Here is a 16310-nt window from a genome sequence, read left to right on the forward strand (position 1 = left end):
GCGAATTTCACAAATTATGATTTGTAAAAATTCGTGAATTCGTGGCTAAAAAAAACACATATTACTAAAAAAATTAAAATATGAAACTTATTAGATTCGGAGAAGAAGGAAAGGAAAAACCAGGAGTTTTACTAAATGAAAAAAGATACGATGTTTCGTCTATTGTAACAGATTACAACGAAGCTTTTTTTGAAAACGATGGTTTAGCAAAATTAGAAGAAGCCTTAAAAAATAATCCATCTTTACCAGAAGTTAGCGATTCAGTACGTTTAGGTTCGCCTGTTGCACGTCCTTCAAAAATTATCTGCATCGGATTAAATTATGTAGATCACTGCGAAGAAACGGGTGCAGCAATTCCAGAAGAACCAATTATTTTCTTCAAATCAACCACTTCTTTATGCGGACCAAATGATAATTTGATCATCCCAAAAAACAGTGAAAAAACAGACTGGGAAGTAGAATTGGCATTTGTTGTTGGTAAAAAAGCAAGCTACGTTTCTGAAGAAGATGCGCCAAATTATATTGCTGGATACTGCCTTTTAAATGATTACAGCGAAAGAGCATTCCAAATCGAGCGCGGCGGACAATGGGCAAAAGGAAAAGGTTCTGATACGTTCGCTCCTCTTGGGCCAATTATGGCAACTCCGGACGAAGTGGGCGATGTAAATAACTTAAAAATGTGGCTTACTGTAAACGGAAAAACATTCCAAAACAGTAACACTTCGAACTTGATTTTTAAAATTCCATTTTTAGTACATTACTTAAGCCAGTTTATGACATTGCTTCCTGGTGATGTAATTAGTACTGGAACGCCTCCGGGAGTTGGATTAGGAATCAAACCAGATCCAATTTACATTAAAGCGGGAGATGTAATTGAATTAGGAATTGAAGGCTTAGGTACAAGCAAGCAAACTGCTGTAGCGTATCAACAAAACTAAAATTATGGCAACTCAAAAATTCTATCTGGCTTTAGACTTAAAAGACGACGCCAATTTGATTGCAGAATATAAAGAACTGCATGAAAATGTCTGGCCAGAAATTAAAAAAAGCATTCAAGATTCTGGAATTGAAGTTCTAGACATTTATTGCACGGGAAACCGATTGTTCATGATTATCGAGGCAGATGCCGATTTCACTTTCGATAAAAAAGACAAAGCCGATGCCGAAAACGAAAAAGTTCAGGAATGGGAAACTTTAATGTGGAAATTCCAACAAGCTTTACCTTGGGCAAAACCGGGACAAAAATGGATTTTAATGGATAAAATATTTGGATTATAATTCAAAAAAAAGCCCTGATTATTCAGGGCTTTGTTCTTTTTGCATATTTAATAAATACGCCATATTGGCTATTACGTGATCGTGTTTTTTGACAAAAGGATTTTCTTCGTTCCAAACATATCCTGCTAATACAGAACATATTTTTTCTTTCACATCTGGATTTTCAGGTTGGTGGAAAAACAGCGTCTGTAAATTTCCTGTGTACCATTCTTGAACGTAAGTGGTAAAAACAGCAATTCCGCGTTTCATATATTGCGTGAATTCCACTTCCCAATCAACAGGAATTCCTTGTGATTCTTTCAAATATAATTTTGCGGCCAACATTCCAGATTCAGTTGCAAAAGCAACTCCCGAAGAGAAAACTGGATCTAAGAATTCAGAACTATTTCCCGTTAAGGCAAAACCGTCACCATACATTCTTTTTACGGCTCTTGAGTAGTTTTCTAATTTAACTGGCTCAAATAAAAATTCTGTTCCCGCAAATCTTTTAATATAATAATCCGATTTCTGAATGGCATTTCGAAGAGCCTCAGCATTGTCTTTATTTTCAGAAAGTGAATTGATAAAATCGGTTGGACCCACAACGCCTAAACTTGTATTTCCGTTAGAAAACGGAATTACCCAAAGCCAAACTTGAGTTTCCAGAATGTCAAATGAAATTTGAGTTCCCTCTATTCCTTCTTCTCTATTAATATCTTTGACATGGGTAAAAATCGAAGAATGCGGATCTAGTTTTGATGGCGTATCCAGATCTAAAAGTCTTGGTAAAACGCGTCCGTAACCACTCGAGTCAATGATAAATTTAGCGTGAATTTCTTTTAAGTTTCCGTCCTTATCTTTTACAATAGTTTTTGAATTTTTCCCTTCAAAAGAAACTTCCAAAACTTCAGTTTCAAATTCCAGATCAATTCCTTTTCTAACAATTTCCTGAGCCATTGTATTGTCAAAATCAGCTCTTGGAACTTGCCAAGTCCAATCCCAACCTTCGCCAAATTTTACACTAAAATCAAAATTGCAGATTTCTTCACCTCTGATAAAACGAGCTCCTAATTTCTTTTCGAAGTTCATCGCGTCAAGGGCGTCAAACAATTCTGCTTCAGCAAAATGATCCATCACTCGCGGAATAAGGCTTTCGCCTACTACAAGTCTCGGGAACTTCGTTTTTTCTACAACTTTTACCTTTACGTTGTTTTTAAAAAGATACGATGCCGAAACACATCCAGACGGTCCTGCACCAATCACTAAAACATCAACAAACTCCTTTGTCATATTAGAATTATTATCATTAATTAACCTACATTTGCCATCATCAAAATAACTACATTTATTTTGATAAATAAAATTAAATTAGCACAACCAAAATCGATTTAATGAATACAATAAATGAATATCTAAGTTTAGCAGAATTTGAAGCCATAATCTTTGGAAAAAACAAAGTTGCCATAAGCGATGTGGTTCAAAATCGAGTAAACGAAAGTTTTAATTTCTTAAAAGAATTCTCAGGAAATAAAGTAATCTACGGAGTAAATACTGGCTTTGGCCCGATGGCTCAATATAGAATTAAGGAGTCGGATCAAATTCAATTGCAATATAACTTAATTAGAAGCCACTCTTCCGGAACTGGAAAACCTTTAAATGCTGAGTGCGCAAAAGCAGCAATTTTAGCAAGATTAAATACCCTTTCTTTAGGAAATTCAGGAGTTCATTCTTCTGTTATTCATTTAATGGCAGAATTAATCAATAGAGATATTACGCCTTTAATTTTTGAGCACGGCGGTGTTGGTGCCAGCGGTGACTTAGTACAATTATCACACTTAGCTTTGGTTTTAATTGGCGAAGGAGAAGTTTTTTATAAAGGAGATAGACGCCCAACGGCAGAAGTTTTCGAAATTGAAGGTTTAAAACCAATTCAAGTAGAAATTAGAGAAGGTCTGGCATTAATCAACGGAACTTCTGTAATGACAGGAATTGGAGTGGTAAATGTTCATTATTCTAAAAAATTATTAGACTGGTCGTTAAAAGCTTCTTGTGCAATTAACGAATTGGTTCAAGCTTATGATGATCATTTCTCAGCAGAATTAAACCAAACCAAACGTCATAAAGGACAGCAAGAAGTTGCCGAAAGAATGAGACAAAATCTTTCTGACAGTACTTTAATCCGTAAAAGAGAAGATCATTTATATTCCGGCGAAAACACCGAAGAAATCTTCAAAGAAAAAGTTCAGGAATATTATTCACTAAGATGTGTTCCTCAAATTTTAGGGCCTGTTTTAGAAACTATAAATAATGTAGCTTCTATTTTAGAAGACGAATTTAACTCGGCAAACGACAACCCAATTATAGACGTAAAAAACAAACATGTTTACCACGGCGGAAATTTCCACGGAGATTATATTTCGCTAGAAATGGATAAATTGAAAATCGTTATTACCAAATTAACGATGCTGGCAGAACGTCAATTGAATTATTTATTGAATTCAAAAATCAACGAAATTCTTCCTCCATTTGTAAACTTAGGAACATTAGGGTTTAATTTCGGAATGCAGGGCGTTCAATTCGTTGCGACTTCAACAACTGCCGAAAACCAAATGCTGTCTAACCCAATGTATGTGCATAGTATTCCAAACAACAATGACAATCAAGACATTGTAAGCATGGGAACTAATGCGGCAGTGATTACATCAAAAGTAATTGAGAATTCTTTTGAAGTGTTGGCTATCGAATTAATCACAATTGTTCAGGCAATCGATTATTTGAAACAAAAAGATCAAATTTCGTCTACAACTAAAAAATGGTATGACGATATCAGAACTATAATTCCAGAATTTAAGGAAGACCAAGTAATGTATCCTTTTGTTCAAAAAGTAAAAGATTATTTGATCAACAGTTAAAAATCTTTATTTTACAGTATTAATATTGAATCTTAAAATCATGAAAAAGTCACTTGTTTTTTTATTGCTAAGCTGCATTCAATTTGTTAATAGTCAAGAATTGGCATTAGTAAAGAAAAATTCCAAAATTGGATATATCGCTAAAGATGGATCTTTTAAAATCGAACCTCAATACAAATCTGCCAGAAGTTTTTCTGAAGGATTAGCCGCTGTAGAAAATGGAGGAAAATGGGGCTTTATTGACTCAAAAGGAACTTGGATAATTCCAGCCGATTTTAAAGATGCTAAAGATTTTAACAGCGGAATCGCAGTTGTACAAAAAGACAAAGACTGGGTTTACATTAACACAAAAGGAGAAATCCAAAAAGGACCAACTACAGACAAAATATTTGATTTTAATGACGGAGTTGCTTTTTTCAGACAAAACAATAAAGTGGGGTTAATCAACAACAAAATGAATGTTGTTTTAGAACCAAAATACGATCAAATCAAACCTTTTGAAAATGGTTACGCCAGAGTAGAACTGAACAAAAACTGGGGAATTATTGATACTAACGGAAAAGAATTGGTTGAACCAGTTTATGCCGAAGTAGGAAATTATTTTAAAGGAACAACTTGGGCTAAAAAAGATAAAACTTTCGGATTGGTAAGCGGTGGAAAATTTATTCCGGTTGACGGAGCCGAAAAAATCTGGGATTTTGAAACTCAGGATTTGACTTTTGCTAAGAAAAACGGAAAAATTGGTTATATCGATTTAAAAGGAAATTGGGCCATTCTTCCTATTTATGATAAAGGAAAAGCTTTCTCAAAAAATTTAGCTCCAGTCTTGGTTGGAAAAAAATGGGGATTCATTAATCCAGAAGGAAAATTTGTTATTGAACCAACTTACAGCGACGCAGAAGTTTTTAGTACAAACGGTCTGGCTCCTGTAAAAGAAAGCAATTGGGGATTTATAAATGAATCTGGAAAGTTGGTTATTCCAACTCAATACGGGATTACTGCAAATGCTATTATTGCGATGTTTGTACAACAGGACAAAGGATTTATTGATGGCGTTGCCCGAGTAAAAAATGAAGGAAAATGGGGATTTCTTAAACCAGACGGAACCGTTCTAGCCAACCAATGGTTTGAAAATGCTGAACTGTTTTCTAAAAGTGCCGAAAAACCACAACCAGTAGCTGCTCTTGCTGAAAAACCAAAACAGGAAACTAAAGCTGCGACAAAACCAGCAGCAAAGCCTGCACCGAAAAAAAAGAAATAATATTTATCTCCAAATAAATTAGACATTTGCATAAATGAAATCGCATTCTATAAAGCGGTTTCATTTATGATGAATAAAAATAAACCCTACATCAATGAAGTGTGTATTAGTAACAGGCGGTTCGAGAGGAATTGGAAGTGCGATTTGTAAAAAACTAGCCGTAGAATCCGATTATCATATTCTAATTAATTATCATTCGAATAAAACAGCTGCCGAAGAGACATTACAAGAAGTACAAAAATTAGGCGCAACAGGAGAAATCTTAGGTTTTGATGTTTCTAATTTTGAAAACGTACAAAATGTTTTAACTGCTTGGCAGGAAGCAAATCCTGAGAAATTGGTTGAAGCAATTGTAAACAATGCTGGAATCACCAAAGACGGTCTTTTTATGTGGATGACACCAGAAGACTGGAATGGCGTTATGAATACAAGTGTAAACGGTTTCTTTAATGTGACTCAATTTTTCATTCAAAAAATGTTACGCAACAAATACGGCCGAATCGTAAATATGGTTTCGGTTTCTGGAGTAAAAGGAACTGCAGGACAAACCAATTATTCGGCTGCAAAAGGTGCTATTGTTGCTGCTACAAAAGCATTAGCACAAGAAGTGGCAAAACGAAATATTACTGTAAATGCTGTCGCTCCTGGTTTTATTAGAACCGATATGACAAGTCAATTGGACGAAAAAGAATTATTAAAACTAATTCCGGTAAACCGTTTTGGCGAAGCCGAAGAAGTAGCAGATTTGGTAAGCTTTTTGATTTCTAAAAAAGCAAGCTATATTACAGGAGAAATTATCAACATAAATGGCGGAATATATTCTTAAAGAATACTATGTTTGCGAGATTATTTTAAAGATTTTTAAACATAGAAAATTGCTCACAAAGACACAGAGTCGCAAAGTTTAAGCAAAAAAACTTTAAAAAAACTTAGTGCCTTAGTGCCTTTGTGGCAAGATTAAAAAATTACACTTTAAGGATAAAAAATTACTTTTGAAAGACGATGAATAGACGAGTTGTAATTACTGGAATGGGAATTTATTCTTGTATCGGAACTTCTTTAGACGAAGTAAAAGATTCGTTATACGAAGGAAAATCTGGTATTCAGTTTGATTCTGAACGTAAAGAATTTGGTTTCCAGTCGGCCTTAACAGGGATGGTTCCGAAAGCCGATCTTAAAAATTTATTGACGCGCAGACAACGTATGAGCATCGGTGAAGAAACCGAATATGCTTATATGGCCACTATAGAAGCTTTAAAAAACGCTAACATTGATGATGCTTTTTTTGACGAACGCGAAGTAGGTATTATGTACGGAAACGACAGCGTTTCTAAAGCTATTATTGACGCAACAGATATTGTTCGCGAGAAAAAAGACACCGCTCTTATTGGTTCTGGCGCTATTTTTAAATCGATGAATTCTACGGTTACGATGAATCTTTCGACGATTTTTAAACTTCGCGGGATCAATCTTACGGTAAGTGCGGCTTGCGCGAGTGGTTCTCACTCTATTGGTTTGGCTTATTTTTTAATCAAAAGCGGTTTCCAAGATATTGTTATAACTGGCGGAGCTCAGGAAATCAACAAATATGCCATGAGCAGTTTTGACGGTTTAGGTGTTTTTTCTAACCGAGAAGGTGATCCTACAAAAGCTTCAAGACCTTTTGATATTGGTCGTGACGGATTAATTCCGAGTGGTGGTGGTGCAACTTTAATTTTAGAAAGTTACGAATCTGCCATTGCGCGTGGTGCCAATATCATTGCAGAAATTGGCGGTTACGGATTTTCTTCAAACGGCGGGCATATTTCTACTCCAAACGTTGAAGGACCAGCCACAGCAATGAAACGTGCACTTGACGATGCAAAATTACAAGCTTCAGATATTGAATATATAAATGCTCATGCAACCTCAACACCTGTTGGAGATGCTAATGAAGCTAAAGCCATTTTTGAAGTTTTTGGAGAAAAAAATCCTCCTGTAAGTTCTACAAAATCAATGACTGGCCACGAATGCTGGATGGCAGGAGCCAGCGAAATCATTTATTCTATCCTAATGATGCAGCACGATTTTATCGCGCCAAACATCAATTTGGAAACTCCAGATGAAGATGCGTCAAAATTAAATTTAGTTAAAACTACGTTAAACAAAAAATTTGACATATTTTTGTCCAATTCTTTCGGTTTCGGAGGAACCAACTCTGCGTTGGTGGTTAAAAAGTTTAAATTGAACAATGAATAAAGAAGAGATTATAGCAAAGATTAATGGTTTTTTAGTTGATGAATTTGAAGTTGATAGTGACGACATTGAACCAAATGCTAATTTAAAAGATACACTTGGGTTAGACAGTCTGGATTATGTTGATTTAGTCGTTTCAATAGAGGCAAACTTTGGTGTAAAACTAGTGGAAGCAGATTTTGTTGGAATTTCTGATTTTCAAAGTTTTTATGACTTAATCGAAACTAAAATAAAAGCCAAATCAGCTTAAATGAGTCAATGGGATGGTAAATCCAAAGGAACTGTATTAGGTTATAAAATATTCGTTTTTTTAATTCAAAAAGCGGGTGTCAAAGCGGCTTATGTCTTACTTTATTTTGTTGCGTCTTATTATTTTTTATTTCTAAGAAAAAGCAACAAAGCCATTTTCTATTATTTTAAAGAAAGACTGCAATACTCCTATTTCAAATCCAAAAAAATGGTTTTCAAAAGCTATTATACTTTTGGACAGACTATTATTGATAAAGTTTCCATTTCGGCAGGAATGCGAAACAAATTTACTTATGAATTTGACGGAATAGAAACACTAAAAAAATTACTTGCCGAGAAAAAAGGCGGTGTTTTAATTAGTGCTCATGTCGGAAATTTTGAAATTGCCGAACATTTTTTGGGAGATATTGATCTTAATTTCCAAATCAATTTGGTTACAACAGATTTAGAGCATTCTGCCATTAAGAATTATCTCGAAAGCGTTTCTCAAAAACCAACTGTAAAGTTTATTATCATCAAAGAAGATTTATCTCATATATTTGAGATCAATGCCGCTTTGGCCAATAACGAACTAATCTGCTTTACAGGCGATCGTTATTTTGAAGGAACAAAATCGCTTTCTGAAAACCTTTTGGGCAAAGAAGCCAATTTCCCTGCAGGTCCGTTTTTAATTGCTTCACGATTAAAAGTTCCTGTGGTTTTTGTTTATGTAATGAAAGAACCCAATCTTCATTATCATTTGTACGCAAGAGAAGCCGAAGTAAAACACCGAGACGAAAAAGCACTTTTGAAGGAATATGTAAAAAGTGTTGAATGCATTCTGCACACATATCCTTTGCAATGGTTCAATTATTTTGATTTCTGGAACGATATAAAATCGTAATTTTTTTAGCCACGACCCGAGCGATAGCGAACTGGCGAAGCAATTCACGAATTTTTATTAATTACTGGGGCAGAATCTTTATTTCGAATTACACTAATTTTTATTAATTCGTTTTTCGTGAAATTATTACTATTTAATAATTTAAGGAAAATCATTAATAACAACAGTATTTGAATAATTCGTGAATTCGTGGCTAATAAAAAACCATTGGTCGAAATAAGAAAATTCGTTTAAATAAATTTACTTATTTTTGCTGACCACCAAAGCCCAAAAACCTAAAATGAAAAATGTTCTCGTAATTTATTATACGCAATCTGGACAGCTGGAATCTATTGCAAGAAATATTGCAAAACCATTTCTAGATTCAGAAGAAATAAATCTCACATTTCATGAAATACAATTAGAGAAACCGTTTCCTTTTCCTTGGAACAAAGAATCGTTTTTTGATGCCTTTCCAGAATCGTTTTTACAGATTCCGACCGCATTAAAACCTGTTCCTGAGGAAATTTTAAACACAAAATTTGATTTAGTATTATTTCATTATCAGGTTTGGTATCTATCTCCTTCTATTCCAATCAATTCATTTTTGAAAAGTGAAGATGCCAAGAAAATTTTAAACAATACTCCTGTTATTACGATCAGCGGTTCAAGAAACATGTGGATTATGGCTCAGGAAAAAATCAAAGTTTTGCTAAGAAAGGCCAATGCCAATTTGGTTGGAAACGTAGCTTTGGTAGACCGTGTTGGAAATTTAATAAGTGTAATCACCATTGTAGAATGGATGTTCTCTGGAGTTAAGAAAAAATATTTAGGTATTTTTCCGCTTCCTGGAGTTTCAGAAAAAGACATACAAGAATCGAGTCAGTTTGGAGAAATCATGCTGGATTCTTTACAGCAAAATAATTTAGCGCAATTACAGCCCAAATTAGTCCATGCTGGTGCTGTAAAAATAAGTTCGTATTTGGTAACGGTTGATAAAACGGCCAACAAAATTTTTAATAAATGGTCAAATATCATTTATAAAAATCAAAAAAACCGAAAACAGCTGCTTAAAGTATTTAATGTTTATTTATTCCTTGCGATATGGTTAATCTCACCAATAGTGTATATATTGCACCTTATTACCTATCCGCTTAAGTTAAAATCTATAAAAAAGGAAACTCAATATTATCAGGGAGTTTAGAAGACGAAATTTAAATTATGTTTGAAGTATATATTACAAAAGCTGCAAAATATTTGCCAAACGAAGCCGTTTCAAATGACGAAATGGAAGCCTACTTGGGCCTTATCAATGATACTGCTTCTAAAGCAAGACGCATTATTTTGCGCAACAATAAAATTACAAGCCGATATTACGCTGTTGACAAAGAAGGAAAAAGCACACACAGCAATGCCGAATTAACCAAAAATGCCATTTTACCGTTATTCGACGAAAATTTTACGCCTCAAGATTTAGAAGTACTTTCATGTGGAACCTCAACTCCAGACATATTTCTGCCTTCGCACGCTGCGATGGTTCATGGTCTGCTAAAAAATAAATCGGTAGAATTAAACTCTTCAACAGGAGTTTGCTGTGCCGGAATGAACTCTCTTAAATTTGGTTTTCTTTCTATTAAATCTGGAAATTCAAAAAATGCAATCTGCACAGGATCAGAAAAAGTTTCTACCTGGCTAAATGCTCAAAAATACAATCACGAGGCCGATAATTTAAAAAGCCTTGAAGAACAGCCAATTATTGCATTCAAAAAAGATTTTCTTCGTTGGATGCTATCTGATGGTGCTGGAGCTTTTCTTTTAGAAAACAAACCAAGAGGACCGATTTCGCTAAAAATCGAATGGATGGAAGCTTTTTCGTATGCATACGAATTAGAAACCTGTATGTATGCTGGAGGTGATAAATTGGAAAATGGAGAAATTAAAGGCTGGAGCGATTATTCTCCAGAACAATGGCTAAACGAATCTGTTTTTTCAATAAAACAAGACGTTAAATTATTAGACGAATTTATCTTGGCAAAAGGTGCTGAAAGCATGAAAGATGCCATGGATAAAAACAATATTAAATCGGAAGATATTACTTATTTTATTCCTCACGTTTCTTCAAACTTTTTTGTTGAAGGATTGAAAAAAGGATTAAATGAAAAAGGTATCGGAATGAGCGATGACAAATGGTTCATGAATCTTTCTAGAGTTGGAAATGTTGGCTCTGCCTCTATTTACTTGGCTCTTGAAGAATTGATGAGTTCAGGAAATTTGAAAAAAGGAGATAAAATTTTATTATCTGTTCCAGAAAGCGGAAGATTCTCTTTTGCGTATGCCTATTTAACGGTTTGTTAATGGAAACAATGCTTTTAGAAAAAGAAATGGTCGAAAATTTACTGCCTCAAAAGTTTCCTTTTGTGATGGTAGATGCTATGCATTCTTATTCTGAAACTTCGTTGGTTTCGGGTTTAGAAATTCAGCGCGAGAATATTTTTGTATCAAACGATATTTTTCTTGAAGCTGGATTAATAGAACATATGGCACAGTCTGTGGCATTGCATACAGGATATCAATATTTCTTGAAAAATGAAATTGCTCCAACGGGCTATATTGGTTCTATTAAAGAAATTGAAATTAAGAAACTTCCAAAGCTTAGCGATACTATTCAATCTGAAGTTACGATTCTGCAGGAATTTGCAGGAATTACTTTGGTGGATATTGTTACGACTTTAAATAATGAAGAGATTGCCAGAGGACAAATGAAAACCGTTTTGGCAAAATAAAAGCAATCGATGAAAACTACTTCTGCTGTTGACATACAAAATTATTTACCACACCGAGCACCGATGCTTATGGTGGATTTGATTTTGGATATAGATTCCAACTTTGTAGAAACCATATTTTTGATAAAAGAAGACAATATTTTTATTCAGAATAATGTTTTTATCGAAGCGGGATTAATCGAAAATACGGCACAGACTTGTTCTGCAATTGTTGGAAAAAAATACTTTTTTGACGATAACGGAATCGAAAATGAAAACGTAAATGTAATTGGATTTATCAGCGCTTTAAAAAGTGTAAAAGTTCATGCATTGCCAAAGGTTGGCGATACGATCATAACAAAAGCCAATCTGGTTTCTAAATTTGTGGGCGACGATTATACTTTGTGTACAATGAGCTGTAAAAGCTTATTGGAAGACCAGATACTCTTAGAATGTGAAATTAATTTGTTCATTCAGAAAACAATCTCGGTTGGATAATCCAAAAAAAATCATTTTACATCTAGGAACTCGAATCGGTGTTTTGGCTCTTTTACTTGGTTTAGTTTTCTTAATTTGGTATTTTGGCCCTTCTCACTTTTCTGTAGAAAAAGGAGATAAACATAACGCTGGTGCTTTAGCAATGGTAATGATAATATCTGTTATAGTACTTATTTTTAATATAGTATTATTTATAGAAATGGTTGATTTATTTTTAAGGAAAAACAAAATTTTAGCTTTTACAAATCTTGGATTTTTAATAATTAGCCTATACATAATTTCAGTCTATATGTTTCCTAATATATTAAATTAACAATATGGAAAAAGAAAATGTACCACAAGACCAAAGCAACTTAACGAAAAACAACGTTAAAGAGCTTTTGTACGCAACTGATGAAAATGGCAATTATACCACAACATTAAGTACGGGCTGGGAACCGAAAACAATTGCCCTTTCAAATTCTATTGATGAAATAAACGAGCGTATTGCCGATGCCAAACAACAGGTTTTAAATGGCGAAGTAAGTCCGATTGTGTATTTTATGGAATTCAATAAAATGGATCTTAACATATTATCAAGTTATGTGGGATTTTGGAAATGGCGCGTAAAAAGACATTTTAAACCTAGTGTTTTTGCAACTTTAAGCGATAAGATTTTACAGAAATACGCCGATACATTTGGAATTTCAATCGAAGAATTAAAAAACAGCATTACCAAATAAATGGAATTAACTTTCACACATCATCAGTCTGCTCATTGCGAGAATGGAGTAGCGTCAAATCTGCTAAAAAACAGCGGACTAAACATTAGCGAACCGATGGTTTTTGGTATTGGCTCTGGATTATTCTTTGTTTATCTGCCTTTTATAAAAGTTAATCATGCACCAGCAATTAGTTACAGAACTTTGCCTGGACAGATTTTCAATAAAGTTGCCACTCGTTTAAATTTAAAAATAAAAAGACAAAAATTTTCCTCTATTTCAAGTGCCAATAAAGCTTTAGACGAAAATTTAAAAAATAATATTCCAACAGGATTACAAGTTGGCGTTTACAATTTAAGTTATTTCCCAGACGAATATCGTTTTCATTTCAACGCGCACAATTTGGTCGTTTACGGAAAAACCGAAACCGAATATTTAGTGAGCGATCCTGTAATGGAAACCGTTACGACTTTAACTTACGAAGACATGAATAAAGTGCGTTTTGCCAAAGGAGCTTTTGCGCCTCGCGGACAAATGTACTATCCGATTCAGATTCCAAAAGAAGTCGATTTAAAAAGCGCCATTATTAAAGGAATCAAAAATACGTGTCGAGATATGCTAGCGCCAATGCCAATTGTTGGTGTTCGCGGCATCAAAATGGTTTCTCGCCAGATTCGTAAATGGCCTAAAAAGCATGGTGTTAGAAAAGCCAATCATTACTTAGCGCAAATGGTTCGCATGCAGGAAGAAATTGGAACTGGCGGCGGTGGTTTCCGTTTTATTTATGCGGCATTTTTACAGGAAGCTTCGGTTATTTTGGGTAACGAAGAACTGAAAGTGCTTTCTAAAGAAATGACCAAAATTGGCGATTCATGGCGTGATTTTGCTGTTGAAGCTTCACGTATTTACAAAAACAGAAGTGCCAAAGAAGATGCTTACAACACTATTGCCGATGAACTTTTGGATATTGCCAATAGAGAAGAAATCTTTTTCAAAAAACTAAAAAAAGCGATCAGCTAAAAAACTATTTTGCAATCTATCATTCAAATAGAATCCCTTTCGAAAAAGTACAAAAATGCAGAAATGTATTCTTTGAACAACGTTTCGCTAAATATAAATGAAGGTCAGATTTTTGGTTTGCTTGGCCCAAACGGTGCCGGAAAAACAACCTTAATCTCGATGCTCTGCGGATTGGTAAAACCAACTTCTGGACATTTTACAATTGATGGTTTAGACTATCAGCATCATTCTTCAAAAATTAAAAAAATCATAGGCGTTGTTCCACAAGAATATGCTTTGTACCCAACTTTAACGGCCAGAGAAAATCTGCTTTATTTTGGAAGTATGTACGGCTTAAAAGGATCTGATTTAAAAGATAAAGTAATCGAAACGCTGGATCTTTTAGGTTTATTGAAATTTGCCGATAAACAAGTTCAGACTTTTTCTGGCGGAATGAAACGCCGTGTCAATCTGATTGCAGGAATTCTTCATAATCCGAAAGTTTTGTTTTTGGATGAACCAACAGTTGGTGTCGATGTGCATTCTAAAACTGCCATTATCGATTATCTGAAAGTGTTAAATCAAAACGGAACGACCATTATTTATACTTCACATCATTTGGCTGAAGCCGAAGATTTCTGTTCGCAAATTGCGATTTTAGATCAAGGGCAGATTTACGCACAAGCAACTCCGTCCGCATTAATTGAATCAACAAAAGATGCCCGAAATCTCGAAGATGTTTTTATTTCATTAACCGGTAAAGCGTTGAGAGATGATATATAAAATTTGGATGTCGGTAGTAAAAGAATTCCTTTTGCTAAAAAGAGATTTAGGCGGATTGATTATTTTATTTATCATGCCTTTGGTTTTGGTAATTGCCGTAACCTTAATTCAGGACAGCACTTTTAAAGCCGTAACCGATTCTAAACTTCAAATTCTTTTGGTCGATAAAGACCACGGATCTGTTTCTAAAACCGTTTTTGAAAATTTAGAAAAAAGCAAATATTTTACTGTTGTAACCCAAATCGACAATAAACTGATTACCGAAGAAATTGCCAAAGAAAATGTGTACAAAGGAAAATTTCAATTGGCAATTGTAATTCCAGAAAACTTAAGTTCCGATTTACAGGAAAAAGTGAATCAGAATGTAGAGAAAATTGTGAGCAATTTAGGTTTGACCGATAGTACAACAGCTGCCGAACCTCAGCGCGTCATTAAAGAAAAAGAAGTAAAACTGTATTTTGATCCAGCGGTTCAGATGAGTTTCAAAAATGCGGTTATGAGTTCGATCGACAAAATGATTTCGCAGATTGAAACCAAATCGATTTACAGCACTTTTCAAAAACAATTAGGCGAAGAAACAATCGATTTTGAACAAAAGAACTTTATTACTTTCAAAGAAATAATTCCGAGAATCAACAACAAAGAAGTTCGTCCAAATTCCGTTCAGCATAATGTTCCGGCGTGGACGCTTTTTGCAATCTTCTTTATTGTCATTCCGTTATCTATCAATATTGTAAAAGAAAAATCTCAAGGAACTTTTGTTCGATTAAGAACCAATCCAGTTTCTAATCTGGTTGTTATTATTGGAAAAACCATCACCTACTCTATCATCTGTATGATTCAGTTTTATATGATGGTTGCCGTTGCCGTTTTCTTATTTCCATCCATCGGATTGCCTTCTTTAAACATCGAAGGTCATTTCTTGCTGACAAGTGTTGTCGCATTATTTTCAGGTTTTGCTGCCATCGGGTTCGGAATTTTATTAGGAACTGTGGCCAGCACACAAGAACAATCGGCTCCGTTTGGTGCGACAAGTGTGATCATTTTAGCAGCAATTGGCGGTGTTTGGGTTCCTGTTTTTGCTATGCCGAAAATTATGCAATATATCGCAAAATCATCTCCAATGAACTGGGGATTAGAAGCTTTTTACGATGTATTGCTTAGAAACGTTTCTTTCGTCGAAATCATACCAAGAATAAGTTTATTATTTTTGTTTTTCATTATTACCACTTCCATCGCATTATTTTATGATAAAAAGAAAAGAGCAGTTTAAAGAAGCTACAGATCTAACCGTTTCACACGAAATCAGGATTCGTTTTAACGAAACAGATCCGCTTGGAATTGTTTGGCACGGCAATTATATCACCTATTTCGAAGATGGACGAGAAGCGTTTGGACGCCAACATGGACTTACGTATCTAGATATTGCCAAAACGGGTTATACAACGCCAATTGTAAAATCGACTTGCGAACATAAATTGTCTTTGCGTTATGGTGATGTGGTTACAATTGAAACAACTGTTGTTGACACTCCTGCAGCCAAAATGATTTACCGTTTTAAAATTATTGACGACAAAGGAGAAGTGGCCTGCACAGGCGAAACCACTCAGGTTTTTTTAGATACAGCAGGAAATTTAATGCTGACAAATCCTCCTTTTTATGAGGAATGGAAACGAAAAGTTGGGTTGTTGAAGTAGCCACGAATTTCACAAATTTTCACGAATTAAAAATTGTAAAATCGGAATCTGCTTAATCTGCCAAATCTGCGAGCAAAAAATTTCACGAAATTAA

The 16310-nt window shown here is 34.6% G+C and carries 19 protein-coding genes; 18 read left to right on the plus strand and 1 reads right to left on the minus strand.

Features of this window, described 5'->3' with window-relative positions:
- Positions 1-80: 80 nt before the first annotated feature.
- Positions 81-938, plus strand: a complete 858-nt coding sequence (locus tag AC3Y25_RS02895; RefSeq protein ID WP_263523806.1) for a fumarylacetoacetate hydrolase family protein — start codon at positions 81-83, stop codon at positions 936-938.
- A gap of 4 nt (positions 939-942) precedes the next feature.
- The gene (locus AC3Y25_RS02900; RefSeq protein ID WP_489901672.1) at positions 943-1278 is read left to right on the plus strand and encodes an L-rhamnose mutarotase; all 336 of its coding nucleotides are present in this window, start codon (positions 943-945) and stop codon (positions 1276-1278) included.
- Between the two features lie 18 nt (positions 1279-1296).
- Here the strand turns inward: AC3Y25_RS02900 and AC3Y25_RS02905 are convergent, their stop codons facing one another.
- Entirely contained in the window at positions 1297-2547 is a 1251-nt protein-coding gene (locus AC3Y25_RS02905) for an NAD(P)/FAD-dependent oxidoreductase (protein ID WP_201999146.1), read from the minus strand.
- 101 nt (positions 2548-2648) lie between these two features.
- On the opposite strand from AC3Y25_RS02905, the gene flxA reads away from it, so the two are divergent.
- From flxA to AC3Y25_RS02985, 16 genes are all read left to right on the plus strand, one after another.
- Positions 2649-4169 (plus strand): flexirubin biosynthesis tyrosine ammonia-lyase FlxA, encoded by a 1521-nt coding sequence (gene flxA / locus AC3Y25_RS02910; protein WP_489901673.1) that lies wholly within the window; start codon positions 2649-2651, stop codon positions 4167-4169.
- 40 nt (positions 4170-4209) lie between these two features.
- Entirely contained in the window at positions 4210-5430 is a 1221-nt protein-coding gene (locus AC3Y25_RS02915) for a WG repeat-containing protein (RefSeq protein ID WP_489901674.1), read from the plus strand.
- 94 nt (positions 5431-5524) lie between these two features.
- The gene (flxB, locus tag AC3Y25_RS02920; RefSeq protein ID WP_111378968.1) at positions 5525-6256 is read left to right on the plus strand and encodes a flexirubin biosynthesis SDR family reductase FlxB; all 732 of its coding nucleotides are present in this window, start codon (positions 5525-5527) and stop codon (positions 6254-6256) included.
- Between the two features lie 176 nt (positions 6257-6432).
- Positions 6433-7668: a beta-ketoacyl-[acyl-carrier-protein] synthase family protein gene (locus tag AC3Y25_RS02925; protein WP_489901675.1), complete on the plus strand. Its 1236-nt coding sequence runs from the start codon at positions 6433-6435 to the stop codon at positions 7666-7668.
- On the plus strand, positions 7661-7915 hold the full coding sequence (locus tag AC3Y25_RS02930; protein ID WP_177211448.1) for an acyl carrier protein: 255 nt from the start codon (positions 7661-7663) through the stop codon (positions 7913-7915). Before AC3Y25_RS02925 ends, AC3Y25_RS02930 begins: the two co-directional genes overlap by 8 nt.
- Positions 7916-8797 carry a lysophospholipid acyltransferase family protein gene (locus tag AC3Y25_RS02935; RefSeq protein ID WP_489901676.1) on the plus strand — a complete coding sequence of 294 codons (882 nt, stop codon included), beginning with the start codon at positions 7916-7918 and terminating at the stop codon, positions 8795-8797. It abuts the gene before it with no gap.
- Between the two features lie 280 nt (positions 8798-9077).
- The gene (locus AC3Y25_RS02940) at positions 9078-9980 is read left to right on the plus strand and encodes an NADPH-dependent FMN reductase family protein (RefSeq protein ID WP_428237527.1); all 903 of its coding nucleotides are present in this window, start codon (positions 9078-9080) and stop codon (positions 9978-9980) included.
- A 17-nt stretch (positions 9981-9997) separates the two neighbouring features.
- Positions 9998-11131, plus strand: coding sequence for a dialkylresorcinol biosynthesis protein DarB (gene darB / locus AC3Y25_RS02945; RefSeq protein WP_489901677.1), 1134 nt, complete (start codon positions 9998-10000; stop codon positions 11129-11131).
- Positions 11131-11559: a hotdog family protein gene (locus AC3Y25_RS02950; RefSeq protein ID WP_278019949.1), complete on the plus strand. Its 429-nt coding sequence runs from the start codon at positions 11131-11133 to the stop codon at positions 11557-11559. The genes darB and AC3Y25_RS02950 overlap by 1 nt, the downstream gene beginning before the upstream one ends.
- Positions 11560-11568: 9 nt before the next feature.
- The gene (locus AC3Y25_RS02955) at positions 11569-12036 is read left to right on the plus strand and encodes a hotdog family protein (protein ID WP_489901678.1); all 468 of its coding nucleotides are present in this window, start codon (positions 11569-11571) and stop codon (positions 12034-12036) included.
- Positions 12029-12349, plus strand: coding sequence for a hypothetical protein (locus AC3Y25_RS02960; protein WP_379795020.1), 321 nt, complete (start codon positions 12029-12031; stop codon positions 12347-12349). Before AC3Y25_RS02955 ends, AC3Y25_RS02960 begins: the two co-directional genes overlap by 8 nt.
- 4 nt (positions 12350-12353) lie before the next feature.
- Positions 12354-12758, plus strand: coding sequence for a flexirubin biosynthesis protein DarG (DarG, locus tag AC3Y25_RS02965; protein WP_428237530.1), 405 nt, complete (start codon positions 12354-12356; stop codon positions 12756-12758).
- A complete protein-coding gene (gene darH / locus AC3Y25_RS02970) occupies positions 12759-13757 on the plus strand; it encodes a BtrH-related acyltransferase DarH (protein WP_489901679.1) in 999 nt (332 codons plus the stop codon). It abuts the gene before it with no gap.
- Positions 13758-13820: 63 nt separating this feature from the next.
- Positions 13821-14519 carry an ABC transporter ATP-binding protein gene (locus tag AC3Y25_RS02975; protein ID WP_489901680.1) on the plus strand — a complete coding sequence of 233 codons (699 nt, stop codon included), beginning with the start codon at positions 13821-13823 and terminating at the stop codon, positions 14517-14519.
- A complete protein-coding gene (locus AC3Y25_RS02980; RefSeq protein ID WP_489901681.1) occupies positions 14509-15792 on the plus strand; it encodes an ABC transporter permease in 1284 nt (427 codons plus the stop codon). Before AC3Y25_RS02975 ends, AC3Y25_RS02980 begins: the two co-directional genes overlap by 11 nt.
- Positions 15767-16216 (plus strand): acyl-CoA thioesterase, encoded by a 450-nt coding sequence (locus AC3Y25_RS02985; protein WP_343540629.1) that lies wholly within the window; start codon positions 15767-15769, stop codon positions 16214-16216. Before AC3Y25_RS02980 ends, AC3Y25_RS02985 begins: the two co-directional genes overlap by 26 nt.
- Positions 16217-16310: the final 94 nt, after the last annotated feature.

This window comes from Flavobacterium sp. LK-23, assembly GCF_058135255.1.